Source organism: Archangium violaceum Cb vi76 (assembly GCF_000733295.1).
Classification (GTDB): domain Bacteria; phylum Myxococcota; class Myxococcia; order Myxococcales; family Myxococcaceae; genus Archangium; species Archangium violaceum.
The window spans coordinates 1-12,400 of the sequence record NZ_JPMI01000244.1 but is presented as its reverse complement, the minus strand read 5'-3'; the positions used below and the strand labels follow the sequence as shown (position 1 = coordinate 12,400).

Annotated in this window: 13 protein-coding genes; 8 read left to right on the top strand and 5 right to left on the bottom strand. The window is 69.0% G+C overall.

Annotated features, from left to right (window positions below; translation table 11 throughout):
• On the bottom strand, positions 1 to 348 hold a 348-nt coding region (locus Q664_RS34070; protein WP_152622501.1), incomplete at its 3' end, for a hypothetical protein.
• A gap of 136 nt (positions 349 to 484) precedes the next feature.
• On the opposite strand from Q664_RS34070, the gene Q664_RS34065 reads away from it, so the two are divergent.
• The 3 genes from Q664_RS34065 (at position 485) to Q664_RS34055 (ending at position 3,579) form a co-directional block, all read left to right on the top strand.
• On the top strand, positions 485 to 1,372 hold the full coding sequence (locus Q664_RS34065; RefSeq protein WP_152622500.1) for a hypothetical protein: 888 nt from the start codon (positions 485 to 487) through the stop codon (positions 1,370 to 1,372).
• Positions 1,373 to 1,387: 15 nt separating this feature from the next.
• Positions 1,388 to 2,287, top strand: coding sequence for a type VI immunity family protein (locus tag Q664_RS34060; protein WP_152622499.1), 900 nt, complete (start codon positions 1,388 to 1,390; stop codon positions 2,285 to 2,287).
• A gap of 116 nt (positions 2,288 to 2,403) precedes the next feature.
• A complete protein-coding gene (locus tag Q664_RS34055; RefSeq protein ID WP_043405279.1) occupies positions 2,404 to 3,579 on the top strand; it encodes a tRNA-uridine aminocarboxypropyltransferase in 1,176 nt (391 codons plus the stop codon).
• A 69-nt stretch (positions 3,580 to 3,648) separates the two neighbouring features.
• On the opposite strand, the gene Q664_RS34050 is transcribed toward Q664_RS34055, so the two are convergent.
• The 3 genes from Q664_RS34050 to Q664_RS34040 form a co-directional block, all read right to left on the bottom strand.
• The gene (locus tag Q664_RS34050; protein ID WP_043405276.1) at positions 3,649 to 4,731 is read right to left on the bottom strand and encodes a cytochrome-c peroxidase; all 1,083 of its coding nucleotides are present in this window, start codon (positions 4,729 to 4,731) and stop codon (positions 3,649 to 3,651) included.
• A gap of 173 nt (positions 4,732 to 4,904) precedes the next feature.
• The gene (locus Q664_RS53045) at positions 4,905 to 5,285 is read right to left on the bottom strand and encodes a TRL-like family protein (protein WP_152622498.1); all 381 of its coding nucleotides are present in this window, start codon (positions 5,283 to 5,285) and stop codon (positions 4,905 to 4,907) included.
• Between the two features lie 33 nt (positions 5,286 to 5,318).
• The gene (locus Q664_RS34040; RefSeq protein WP_043405270.1) at positions 5,319 to 6,434 is read right to left on the bottom strand and encodes an acyltransferase family protein; all 1,116 of its coding nucleotides are present in this window, start codon (positions 6,432 to 6,434) and stop codon (positions 5,319 to 5,321) included.
• A gap of 90 nt (positions 6,435 to 6,524) precedes the next feature.
• Here Q664_RS34040 and Q664_RS60215 point away from each other — a divergent pair, with 90 nt between their 5' ends.
• Genes Q664_RS60215 through Q664_RS34025 form a run of 3 tightly spaced genes read left to right on the top strand, consistent with a single transcriptional unit; the run spans position 6,525 to position 8,625 of the window.
• Complete coding sequence (locus Q664_RS60215) at positions 6,525 to 7,049, top strand: YfiM family protein (RefSeq protein WP_200883802.1); 525 nt, start codon at positions 6,525 to 6,527, stop codon at positions 7,047 to 7,049.
• Positions 7,049 to 8,167 carry a cytochrome-c peroxidase gene (locus Q664_RS34030; RefSeq protein ID WP_043405266.1) on the top strand — a complete coding sequence of 373 codons (1,119 nt, stop codon included), beginning with the start codon at positions 7,049 to 7,051 and terminating at the stop codon, positions 8,165 to 8,167. The genes Q664_RS60215 and Q664_RS34030 overlap by 1 nt, the downstream gene beginning before the upstream one ends.
• 41 nt (positions 8,168 to 8,208) lie before the next feature.
• Positions 8,209 to 8,625, top strand: a complete 417-nt coding sequence (locus Q664_RS34025) for a hypothetical protein (protein WP_043405263.1) — start codon at positions 8,209 to 8,211, stop codon at positions 8,623 to 8,625.
• Position 8,626: 1 nt separating this feature from the next.
• Here the strand turns inward: Q664_RS34025 and Q664_RS34020 are convergent, their stop codons facing one another.
• The gene (locus Q664_RS34020; RefSeq protein WP_152622497.1) at positions 8,627 to 10,522 is read right to left on the bottom strand and encodes a pyridoxal phosphate-dependent decarboxylase family protein; all 1,896 of its coding nucleotides are present in this window, start codon (positions 10,520 to 10,522) and stop codon (positions 8,627 to 8,629) included.
• A gap of 305 nt (positions 10,523 to 10,827) precedes the next feature.
• Here Q664_RS34020 and Q664_RS34015 point away from each other — a divergent pair, with 305 nt between their 5' ends.
• Both Q664_RS34015 and Q664_RS34010 read left to right on the top strand, forming a co-directional pair.
• On the top strand, positions 10,828 to 11,661 hold the full coding sequence (locus Q664_RS34015) for a c-type cytochrome (RefSeq protein WP_043405288.1): 834 nt from the start codon (positions 10,828 to 10,830) through the stop codon (positions 11,659 to 11,661).
• A gap of 16 nt (positions 11,662 to 11,677) precedes the next feature.
• Positions 11,678 to 12,316, top strand: coding sequence for a respiratory nitrate reductase subunit gamma (locus Q664_RS34010; protein ID WP_043405260.1), 639 nt, complete (start codon positions 11,678 to 11,680; stop codon positions 12,314 to 12,316).
• The last annotated feature ends 84 nt before the right edge of the window (positions 12,317 to 12,400 follow it).

The window sequence follows — 12,400 nt, the reverse complement described above, 5'->3', positions numbered from 1 at the left end:
AGGGGCCGAGAGATCCTCCCGCACCACGCGCCATGCGTTCTCCTGCATGTACCAGCAGGCCCTCACCAGCCGGGCCGGCGCGGAGGACGGAAATACCTGGAGCGCCAGGTTCGCCGTGATGCCGGCGTTATAGTTGCCCGCGAAGGAATACCAGGCGGCTTCCTGGGCGAGATCCGCGGCCCGGGCTTCCGGACTCTTGCTGTGTTTCTCGGGTCCCCCTCTCAGGACGCGCCCGCCCTCGACTTCCCATCCGTCCTCCGGCCCCAGTTCTTCCTCCTGCATGCGCTGCTCGCGCTCGTCGAGCCACCGGGAGGTGGCCCAGCCACCTCCCATTGCGATGGGCACCATCCCCAGGGCCCATCGCAGCAAGCGGCGGCGAGACCCGGGTTGTGTCCCCGCTCCAGCCTCCCGCGGAGGCGACCCAATCTCTGGACGCTCCTGTCCGTCCCCAGTTGATGTGCTCATGGTGTTGCTTCAAGTTACCATGGGTTCCATGTTCCATCGCGCGAAGAGCAGGCTCCTATCGGCTCTGGTGCTCCTGGCCGTCCACCAGACGGGATGCCTGTCGGAACTGGACTCGGTGGAGGTGGTGGGGGAGTGCGGTCCACGAGATCTGACGCCCGAGTGTTGCCTCAAGAAGAACCCCGGGCAGTGGGAACAATGCACCGGCTCATCCGAAATGGCGCACGTGGCCGAGACGGCACCGCGTTCCGTTTCCACTTCCACGAAGATCGCCGCTGGCGCCACGGTAGTGGTCATGGCAGGGGCGTTGATTCCCCAGATCAACTCCGCCGAGCGCAAGGGCGTGGCACTGGCCACGGACCTGCTCGCGAAGGTGGAGAGGGCCATCGAGCAGTGTGTGCGGCAGGCGGACCAGAAGGTCAACGACTACCACTTCAACGGTCGGAGCCCGAGCCGGGAACTCTGCCAGCAGGTGAAGGTGGGTGAGAAGACGACGTGGGCCGTGTACCTGGGGCTCTTCAAGCACGAGGAGTCCTGGCCATGTCTGCGCGAGGCGTTGGACAAACTGCTACCCGAGCGCTACCTGCTCCATCCCCGTTTCCAGCTGGATGATGTGACTGGCATGTGGACATTCTTGCACGAGACAAGGGTGAAACAGATTGTGTCGGAGAAGGGCTGGAAGGGACTGTGGGGCACCATCGAGCCGGATGTCGTCCTCCTGGATGAGAAGGGCTTCATCGTACACGTGTACGATCTCAAGTTTCCTTGCCCTGCGTCGAACGGTGCTCAATGGGGAAGCTATACGGTAGGTCGTTGGAAGGATGAAGATCAGGGGGCTGTCTATGAAGATGCCCTTCAGGTGAAGCCAAGGTTGGTTTCCCCGCGCCAAGGTGTAGTGCGAGAGGACTAGGAAAGGGTGCTGTTCATGCGATACCCGAAATTGCGGCGCCACGATTTTCGCGGCGGGCTGGTTGCGAGTGATGCGTTGCTGATGTGTTTTTACATGCAGCTTCCCAATGAACAGATCGCTCCAGCAGTCATTCGTGCCATGAACGCCTTCCGGCAACGGATACGTCCCCATGAGCTAGCCTGGTACGCGGGTGATGGACAAACCGAGCCACTCGATGACTCCTCGTGGCAGAAGATTTGCGAGGAGGCGCTGGAGCCAGGGCCGGATACCTCCGCTTTCGTGCGGGTGTGGGAGGATCCTGCCAGGTTCGCTGGATTCTACATGGACTATCGAGGTTTGGACGTCGTTCCCCTCCCTTGGCCGGACCGCAAGGATGATGTGAGTGTCTTGTATTTTCGCCTGCCCACGGAATACCTGGAGGAACAGGGGCCTGAGCGGATTCGTGAGCTGGCGCTCGAACTGGCTGCGGAGCTCCCTTTCAACTCGGGCTATGTGGATTTCGTTCTCTGCGCGCGCCGCTCGGATTTCCATGAGGCTATCGAACTCATCCGTCCACGCTATCCAGGAGTGGAGCTGGCTCGGAACGAGGCAAGCCTTCGCATGAGCACCTGGGTGGATGGAGTGCACTGGATGAACTTCCTCGGGCAGCCGGTGCTCGGGAAGCTCGGCGGGGTGGCGGGACTGCGTGAGCGGCTGGCGCTCCCGGGCATTTCCATTCAGGAGATGAGTGGAGACCGGGTGCTCATCACGCTGGGCGAGCGGCCGGAGACAGGCGATGTGGAGGCGGGTCAGACGCTTCCCCTCCACCGTGCACTCGCCCGGCTCCTGGAGCCCCACCTCCATCACCAGACGAAATGGATGGGTGACCTGCGCCCCGAGGACATGCTCCGCTGGGAGCGCCGTTTCCTGGACTGACCGGGCCCCTCTCTCCCTCGTCCCCCTCCAGGCAGCCGGGCACACAGGGGCTCCCCGGCCCACCTTCCCACCGCCAGTCCTTGCCGGCCCCCCCGGGGTACCGTTAAAGCGGCGGGGTGCGCTCCCTCTGTCTCCGCTGCCTGCGTCCCCAGTCCACGTGCTACTGCGCGCGCGTGCCCCAGGTGGACTCGCGCACGCGTGTCGTCTTCCTGCAGCACCCTCGTGAGCGGCGGGTGGCCATCGGCACCGCCCGCATGGCCCACCTGTCGCTGCTCAACTCCGAGCTCCACGTGGGCGTGGACTTCTCCGGCCATGCCCGGCTCGAGGCGCTCGCCGCCCACCCCGAGCGCGTGGCCGTCCTCTTCCCGGGCGAGGAGGCCATCCCCCTGGAAGAGGCGCGGCTGAACCCTCCCGAGACGCTCATCGTGGTGGACGGCACCTGGCCCCTGGCTCGCAAGCTGGTGAAGACGAACCCGCTCCTGGCCGGCCTGCCACGCATCGGCTTCGTCCCGCGCCGCCCGAGCAACTACCGCATCCGCGCCGAGCCGGCCGAGCACTGCGTCTCCACCATCGAGGCCGTGGTGGAAGTGCTGGGCGCCCTCGAGGGCCACCAGGAGCGTTTCGACACCCTGCTCAACCCCTTCGAGTTCATGGTGGACACCCAGTTGGACCGCCAGGAATCCCGGACGGAGCCGCCTCGCCGGCGCATCTTCAAGTCCGCGTGGCAGCCGCCGTTGGAGCTGCGCACCATCGCGGAGAACTTCGAGCACCTCGTGCTGCTCTACGCCGAGGCCAACGCCCACCCCGCGGAGCAGGCCCTTCCCTCCGAGCTGGTGCACCTGGTGGCCATGCGCCCGGCCACGGGCGAGCGCTTCCAGGCCGTGCTCGCCCCGCGCCAGCCGCTGGCACGCAGCACCTGTCTGCACGTGGAGCTGCCGGAGGAGACACTCCGGGCCGGTGAGCCGCTCGAGTCGGGCCTCGCGCGCTTCCAGGCCTTCGTTCGCCCGGGTGACAAGCTCGCGGTGTGGACGACGTTCGCATTGGAGCTGCTGCGCCGCGACGGCTTCCCCGTGCCCGAGGCGCTCAACGTGCGGCTCGCGTGCGCGCGGGCGCTCAAGAGCAAGCCGGGTGGGGTGGAGCACGGGGCGGAGCTGTTGGGCTCTCGGCTTCCCGAGCAGTGGGCTCCGGGGCGCGCCGGGCGGCGCATCGTGGCCCTGGAGTCGGTGGTCCGTGCCCTCGACGAGCGCGGCCGGGCCACCGAGCCCCCCTCCCGGCAGCGGATGGCGTCGTAGCCAACCCCGCCGGGCGGAGGACCCCCGCGTTACCTCTCGGCGCGCGGGGGCGGGTGCTTCACCTCCGGCTCACGTCGGATCCGGCTTCGGGGTCTTCGGGCCGCTGGCCGGCAGCTTCGGCTTGGCGATGTAGCTCTTGGGCAGCTCGCCGGTGAGCGAGTCGAGGAAGGTCACGATGTGCTTCGTGTCCTCGTCGCTGATCTGCTTGCCGAACTGGTGCTGGGCCATCAGCTTCACGGCCGTCTGCAGGTCCTTCACCGAGCCGTCGTGGAAGTAGGGCGCCGTCTTGGCCACGTTGCGCAGGGTGGGGACGCGGAAGATCATCCGGTCCGACTCCTTCTTCGTGTGATCGAAGCGGCCCTGGTCCTTGGACTGGTAGGGCATCACCAGGCCCAGCTTCTGCAGCGAGCCGCCGAGGGCGGGGCCGTTGTGGCAGGTCTGGCAGCCCTGCTCCATGTACTTCTTGAGGCCCATCTTCTCCGCGTCGTTGAGCGCGGTCTCGTCACCGGACAGGTACTTGTCGAAGCGCGAGGGGGTGACGAGCTGGCGCTCGAAGGCGCCGATGGCCAGGCCCAGGTTGTTGTACGTCACCGGGTCGGCCTCGCCCGGGAAGGCCTTCTGGAAGGCCGTGACATAGCCGGGGATGGACTTGAGCGTCTCGACGACGCGCGCCTCGTTGGGCATGGCCATCTCGACGGGGTTGAGGATGGGGCCCTTGGCCTGCTCCTCGAGGTTGGGGGCGCGGCCGTCCCAGAACTGCAGGACGTGGCCACCGGCGTTGTACACGGTGGGCGAGTTGCGGCCGCCCAGCTGCTTCTTGTGGCCCGGCGAGAAGGGCTTGCCGTCCACGCCGTACTTGTTCAGGTCGTGGCAGCTGTTGCAGGACAGGTCGTGGTTCTTCGAGAGGCGGTTCTCGAAGTACAGCATGCGTCCCAGCTCCACCTTCTCCGCGGTGATGGGATTCTTGGGGTCCTCGAAACGGGCCGGCAGCGCCTTGAAGACGGTGAGCAGGGCACGGTCGATGACGGCCTTCTGGGCAGCCGGAGTAGCGGGGGCAGCCGGAGCGGCCGGCCTGGCCGCCTGCGCGAAGGCAGCGGCGCCCGCGGTCGCGGCGGCCAGGAGGAGGGGACGAACGAGGGTCTTGAGTTTCATGAGGTCTGCGCTCTCCACTGAGCTCCGCGGCCAGGGACCTGGTCGGGTCCACGTGGGGGGGCCGGAAGCCAAGGGAAATTAGCAGCCTCGGGGGCCGGGGGGAAACGCCCTCGGCCGGGCGGGACACCGCGTCCCTCGGCCTCGTGGGCGGGGACGCGGCACCGGGGAAACAGCTAGTCGCCGTAAACGATGGCGCAGTACTTGGCGTAGATGCCGAGGATGTTCTCGAAGCGGTAGTCGATGTGGGTGACGCGGTTGATGTTGGCCTTGCGCGCCGCCTCGTTCACGCCCGCGTCGCCGGTGGTGATGAGGCCGAGGATGGACGTCGCACAGCCCTCGCCGGACTTGGAGCCCAGCTTGGTCTGCTCATTCACGAAGGTGTTGCCAACGGAGTTGGCGTACAGGCTGGAGAAGCCGATGGCACCGGGGAAGGCGATGCCCGCGCAGCCCGAGAGGCCGGTGGCGGCAACGCAGAGGACGGCGGCTTTGGACAGCTTGCGCAGCAGGTGCATGTTTCCTCGCTTGAACTGCCTGGGAGTGAAGTGGCAAGGCATGTACCCGTGCTCCGGGTGGAAGTAAATGCCTTGCTAGATGCGCTGGCCAGAGCGGAGGGCGGCGTTGCTCATGGGGACGGGGCGCGCGCGCCACGTGGTGGAGTCGGAGGCGGAGCGGCTTTTTCCGCGCACCACCTGCCAGAGGCGGGCGATGGCGAAGCACACCGCCAGCAGCCCGAGGCCCACGCCCAGCGCGGGCAGCAGGCCGAGGTGGGGGCCCACGCGCCCGGCGAGGCCCGGTGTCCCCGCCCAGCCGTACACCATGGGCAGGTGCAGCACGTAGAGCCAGAGGGAGGCGCGGCCCAGGGGGGCCAGCAGCCCGGAGACGAAGCGGGGCAGCAGGTTGACGGCGCCCAGCACCAGGAAGCCCTGCCCCACGCGGAAGGCCACGAGCCAGGCGCTGGTGGGGCTCCAGTCCGGGTGCAACTGGCGCGTGAGCACGAGCAGCCCCGTGCCGAGCGCCAGCAGGGCCAGGCCCTGGGGCCAGCCGGGCCGCAGCAGGCGCAGCAGGTGGGCCGCGAGCGCCCCGGCGAAGAAGAAGCCCGCCCAGGGGAAGAGGGGGAAGCGCGCGCCCGGCATCCCCACCGCCTGGCGCAGCTCCACGGGCCAGCCCGTGGCGGCGCTCCACATCCAGGTGCTCGCCAGGGGAATGCCCACGGCGAGCACGCCGAGCACCACGGCCCGTGTCCAGGTGCCGCGCGCCAGCACCAGCACCGCGGCGCCCACCAGCAGGCTCACCGCGATGCTCTGCAGCGCGTCGAAGGTGAAGACGAGCGAGCGCAGCGGCTCTCCCCAGCCGAGCGCATGCACGGTGTCCCAGCCCGGCCAGTGCACCAGGTAGCCGAGGAAGAGCAGCAGCAGCGCGCGCCGGGCCCGGCGGCCGAAGGTGCGGCCCGCGCTCTCCTGCGAGGTGCCGAGCGCCGCCACCACCGCGAAGCCGGCCACCAGCAGGAAGAGGGGGGCGGTGATGCCGCGCAGCTCCCAGTACCGCTGGACCCAGGCGTTGGCGCGCATCTCCGGCGCGAGCAGCGCGTCCAGCGTGTGCCCCAGCACCATCGCCACCACGGCCAATCCTCGTGCGCCGTCGAGTCCGGGATGACGGGACGAGGGCTTGCGGAGATCGAAGAGCGAGGTTCCGGGAGGGGTCACGGATCCCAAGCATACGTGCAAGCGGGCCGCGCGTCTCGAAATCGGACGCCGGGCGCTGACGCGGGCCCCCGGGGGTGGTGTCATGGCGCCATGACAGCCCGTGAAAACCTCCTGGCCGTGTTGTGTTTGTCGTTGCTCGTGCCCCTCTCCGCCCGGGGCGCGGAGCCCGAGATTCCCTCGCTGGATGACTGGTTCGGGCAGGACAAGGCCCTGCACTATGGCGTCAGCGTGGGCCTGGCGGGTGCGGGGTACGCCGGGGGCGCGCTGCTCTTCGAGGCCCCCGAGGCGCGGTGGCTCTCCGGGGCGGGCGTGGCGCTCGGCGCGGGCGTGGCGAAGGAGCTCTACGACGCCGGGCGCGGGAGCTTCTTCTCCTTCAAGGACCTGACGTGGGACGTGCTGGGGACGGCCACCGGGCTCGGTCTGGCCTGGGCGGTCGATCGGCTCTTCTTCCAGCGCGACGGCGGTGTGCTCGCTGGCCAGGGGAGCGGGGGAGGGCTTCCAGGCGGGAGGAGGCCCCTGCTGACGGTGTCGGTGCACGCGGGGGGTCATCCCCAAGGAGTGCCGGGTGATGGTAGGAATGGCTCGGTGATGCTCCTCTTGGGAGGTTGTTGGTGATGATGCGGAATCGGCTCTTGCTCGGCGTCGGCCTGGTATCGCTGGGCGCCTTCTCTTCCTCGTGCAGCAAGGAGTCCCCTCCGCCCGAGTCCAAGCCCGCCACCGCCGCGGCGGCCCCGGCGCCCGCGCCTGCTCCCGCGGAGCCGCCGAAGCCGAGGATGAGCCACGAGAAGCTCGTCTCCTTCTTCCGCCCGTCCGCCGCCGTGAAGGCCGAGACTCCGGAGGACACCGCGGCACGGATCGCCCTGGGACGCCTGCTCTTCTTCGAGAACCGCCTGTCGAAGAACCACGACATCTCGTGCAACAGCTGCCATGACCTGGCCACCTTCGGCGTGGACGGCAAGCCCACCTCCGAGGGGCACAAGGGCCAGAAGGGCACGCGCAACGCGCCCACCGTGTTCCACGCGGCGGGCCACATCGCGCAGTTCTGGGATGGCCGCGCCGCGACGCTCGAGGAGCAGGCCGCGGGGCCGATGATGAACCCGGTGGAGATGGCCATGCCGGACGAGAAGCGCGTGCTGGCCACGCTCAACTCCATTCCGCAGTACGTGAAGGGCTTCAAGGAGGCCTTCCCCGGCGAGAAGAAACCGGTGAACGTGGCCAACGCCGCGCGGGCCATCGCCGCCTTCGAGCGCAAGCTCCTCACCACCGCGCGCTTCGACAAGTTCCTCGCGGGGGACGAGAGCGCCCTCACCGAGCAGGAGCGGCGCGGGCTGGAGTTGTTCGCCGCCTCGGGCTGCACCACATGCCACAACGGCCCGGCGGTGGGCGGCACCTCCTTCCAGAAGCTGGGCCTCATCGAGGAGTACCCCACCGGGGACAAGGGCCGCTTCGAGGTGACGAAGAACGAGGAGGATCTGCACAAGTTCCGCGTGCCCACGCTGCGCAACGTGGAGAAGACGGGCCCCTGGTTCCACGATGGCTCGGTGACGGAGCTGCCCCAGGCGGTGCGGTTGATGGCGAAGCACCAGCTGGGCATGACCTTCAGTGAGCCCGAGGTGGACGACATCGTGGCCTACCTGAAGAGCCTCACCGGGGAGCTGCCCGGGCCCGAGGTGCTCGCGCCGCCCACGTTGCCGCCGAGCACGAAGACCACTCCGAAGCCGGATCCGACGTAAAGGCTCGCCTCCCGGCCTGGGGGGCGCTAGGAAGCGCGGCCATGAGAATGCTCTATTACGCCCACTCCGGGCTGCGCTACCTCGTGCTCCTGATGGGGCTGGTTGCCGTCGCGTACTTCGCCTTCGGGCTCGCCACGAAGCGGCCCGTGGACAAGTCCGTGCGCATCATCGGCTCCAGCTTCGCTGGCCTCCTCGACACGCAGATCCTGCTGGGGATCATCCTGCTGGGCGTCCTGCCGCAGTCGGGTTGGGCCTTCTACCCGGCGTTCTGGGGCCACCTGGTGATGATGGTGGCGGCGGCGGGCCTCGCGCACGCGATGCTGGTGATCAACCGGAAGCGCCCCAACCCCGGCTACCTGCTGCCGCTCATCGGCGTGGGCGGGGCGCTGGTGCTCATCATCGGCGGCATCCTGTCCATCGGCCGGAGCCTGATGGCCAGCACCCCCATCGGCGGGTGAATCAGCGCCGGGCGGCTTCCAGCTCCGCGCGCATCACCTCCCCGAGCGTCTGGATGAAGCCGCGGATGTAGTCCACCTTGCCGCGGCGCGAGGCGAGGAACGGATCCATCACCGTGCAGCGCAGCACGGCCACCCCTCCGGCCCGGTCGTAGTCCGCGTGGGTGAAGCCGAGCCGCTCCACCGTGGGAAGGGCCGCGCGCCCGTATTCATGGGCGCGCAGCTCCGTCTTCGTCACGTAGTAGTCCGGGCGCTTCAGCGTGTCCGGGCCCACGCTCAGCGCCCGGTAGATGCGGTCCACGAAGGCATTGGTCCGCTCCAGCGTCTCCAGCGACGGGTGCCCCACCGCGAAGCAGACGATGTTCAGGTCCGACGGCGGCAGCGGCACCAGCTTGAACGGCGCCCAGTCCCCGCCCGCGATGCGCCGGTGGAGCGCCATGGCCCCCTTCGCCGTCTCGCCCACCAACCGCCCGTACCCGCTGGCGTTCAGTGGCAGCACCTGGTGGCTCATCCACACGCCGGCCGCCGCCGCGCCGGGCTTCGAGCCCTCGAAGATGGAGCGGCCCAGGTAGGCGCTCTCATGGCCTCCGGTGTGGAAGAGGTACGGCGCCTCCACCGACACCAGGTCGCGCACCCGCTTGTCCCGGAACGTGATGCTGCCCGCCGGGTACGGCATGTACCCCAGCTTGTGCGGATCAATGGTGACCGAGTCCGTCCGCTCCAGCGCGCACAGGGCCCGGTACACGCCCTCCGTGGGCCACGCCTCCGGCGCGTAGTCCGCGAGCGTCTCCTCATAGGTGCGGCGCTCGCCGGCCGCGCTCCGGGTGATGGAGGCCGCGTAGCCGCCCCAGGCCGCGTCCGCGTGCAGGTGGAACGCCATGCCCAGCTCCCGGCCCAGCCGCTCCCGCATGTCCGCGAGCAGATCCAACCGGTCCACCGCGCTCTCCTCCGTGGAGCCCATGACGGCCACGCAGGCGATGACCGGCTGCCGGCGCACCGCCAGCGTGCGCAGCGTGTCCTCCAGCGCCGAGGGCGACATGCGGAAGTTCGTGTCCACCGGCACGTGGATGAGCTGCCGCGCTCCGATGCCCAGCGCCCGGCACGTCTTCTCCCAGGAGTAGTGCGCCGTGGAGGGCACCAGCACCACGCCGGGAGGCAGCGCGTCCTTGAACTCGGAGGCCAGCCGCAGGCCGAACTCCTGGTAGCCCAGTCCCGCCAGTGAGTGGCGCGTCACCCGCTCCAGCGCCCGGCCCGGGTCTCCCAGCAGTGAACGCAGGCGCTCCAGCGCGTCCAAGGCGGCCTCGGGCGTCACATTGAGGAGCTGCCACAGGCTCAGCTCACTCAAGCGCGTCTCCCGGCCGTCCGGCAGCCGTACCTCCAGCTTCTTCACGCCGGCCTCCTCCGCGGCGTGCCGCAGCGCCACCGGGAGGTACTTCACGTTGCGCGCGACCCACAGCGCCTCGAAGTTGGCCACCGTGCCGCCCGAGGTGAGGTGTCCCCAATACCTCTCCGGCTCGTAGCCCACCATCCGCGCCAGCTGCCCGGCCACCTCCAGCTCCAAGCGCGTCGTCACGGGCGAGGCCTCCGCCGACACGTTGTTGGGGTTGTAGAGCATCGTGGCGAAGTAGCCGATGAGGCTCGCCATCGTGAGGTCCGAGCACATGTGCCCGATGTAGCGGGGACTGAAGGAGGGCACGCCTCCCTTGAGCTGGCCCAGCAGTCCGAGCAGCTCCTGCGAGAGCCTCGAGACGGAGTCCTCGTAGCCCGGTGCGCGCTTCTCCGCTTCTTGAATCAAGAAGCCGTCCTCGGGGTGGAGGTTGCGGCGCCAGAAGACGTGGTCTCGGAAGGCCTCGAGCAACAGGCGCTCGAAGGTATCTGCGTTCTCTCCTTTGGGTCCCAAGAAGAGGGAGCCGAGATCAAGACGTGCGGGGGATGGTTCCGGGCGGAAGTGCGTGCTCATGGAGGTGCCCCGGAGCACTGCAAGCGATACGCCTCGGGCTCGCGGAAGAGACGTCGTCAGAGTGCGTGCGCGGCAAATGCTGCGCGCGGGAAATGCGCGGGCGCAAATGCTGCGCACCCGACACTTCACGTGGAAGCGCGTGTGCTCTCGGAGTGAGGCCCGACCGGCTGCTGGCCTTGCGGTTGCAGAGCGGCGCGGTGAGCCAGGCGAGGGAGCCGGGCTCTCACGAGGAGGGGCACTCCGCGATGGATACATACGTCCTGAGCCGACGCCGAGGGCGGGCACTGGCCGTCGCCGCCTTGCCGATGCTGGCGTTGCTCGCCGCGCTGCCGGCGGCGGCGCAGGGAGTGCCCGAGGGGGCACAGCTCTTCAACCAGCGCTGCGCGAGCTGTCACACGGTCGGTCAGGGTGACCGGGTGGGCCCGGACCTGATGGGCGTGCTGACGCGCCGCGAGGAGTCCTGGGTCACCTCCTTCTTGAAGAGTCCGGGCGCGATGATCGACGGCGGCGATCCGATCGCCAACGAGCTGCTCGGGAAGTTCAACGGCATCCGGATGCCGGACCAGCAGCTCACCGATGACGAGCGCAAGGGCCTGTTCGCGTTCTTCCGGGACTGCGCGGAGAAGGGCAGCTGCCAGCCGGGGGACACGGGGCCGAAGCTGGCCTCGGACGCCACGCCCGAGCAGATCGAGCACGGCCGTCAGCTCTTCGAGGGCCGGGCGGCGTTGGCCAACGGGGGCCCGCCGTGCATCGGCTGCCACAACGTGCGCGACATTGGCGTGGTGGGGGGGGGCACGCTGGCGCGTGACCTGACCTTCGCCTACGCGCGGCTGGGCGAGCGCAAGCTGACGCCCGCGCTGAAGGACATGGACTTCCCGCTGATGAAGGACCTCTACGGGAAGGCGCCGCTGACGGACGCGGAGCAGTACGAGGTGAAGGCGTATCTGGCGAGCGTCTCGCGCGACGGCACGCCGCCCCGAAAGGACCGGGACTTCTTCTACCTGGGCTTCGTGGGGATGGGCGTCGCGCTGGGCTTCATCGGCATCGTCCTGGGCGGCCGTGGCCGCGCGAAGGACTGAGAGAGCGAGGCGACACGTGAGCAGCACGTTCCTCTACGATTCCCTTCCGTACCTGGTGTTGGTGCTCGCCGTGGGCGTGCCCGCCTGGTTGCGCCACCGTGAGCGGCTCTCCGCCTGGGTGGGGCAATGGGTCGAGCGCGAGGGCACCGGCTCGGCGGCCGTGTCCCTGGTGGTGGGCGCCACCATCATGCTGCTGTGGCACGCGGCCTGTTTCCTCCTGCCGCAGCCGGTGCAGCTCTTCATCCGCTCGCCCATGCGCCTCTTCCTCCTGGAGGTGGTGGGGCTCATCGGCGGGATGATGCTGGCCTGGGGCCTGGTGGCGAGCATCGCCCGCAGGCTGTCGGGCCGTGACCCCGGCGCCCGTGCGTGGCTGCCCTTCCAGGTGCTGCTGCTGGCCGAGGTGCTCAATGGCCTCGTCATCGCCGTGTCCTACCGGTGGGCCTCGGCCTGGTACGTGAGCGTGGTGGTGCCGTACCTGCGCTCGCTGGTGACGCTCCAGCCGGACGCGACGCTCATCGCCCAGTTGCCGCTGACGGTGCGGTTGCACCTCTTCGGCGCACTCGCCCTGTTGCTCGCCTGGCCCCTCACGCGCTGGCTGGCCTCGGAGTCCTCCGCGCCCGGCCTCGTGTCCGCCCGGGAGGAGACCGCCGGATAGGCGGGAGACATCCCATGATCGACCCGACCCGAGCCTCACTGCTCTCCGGTGTGCTGGCCGCCCTCGCGATGGGCGGCTGTGACA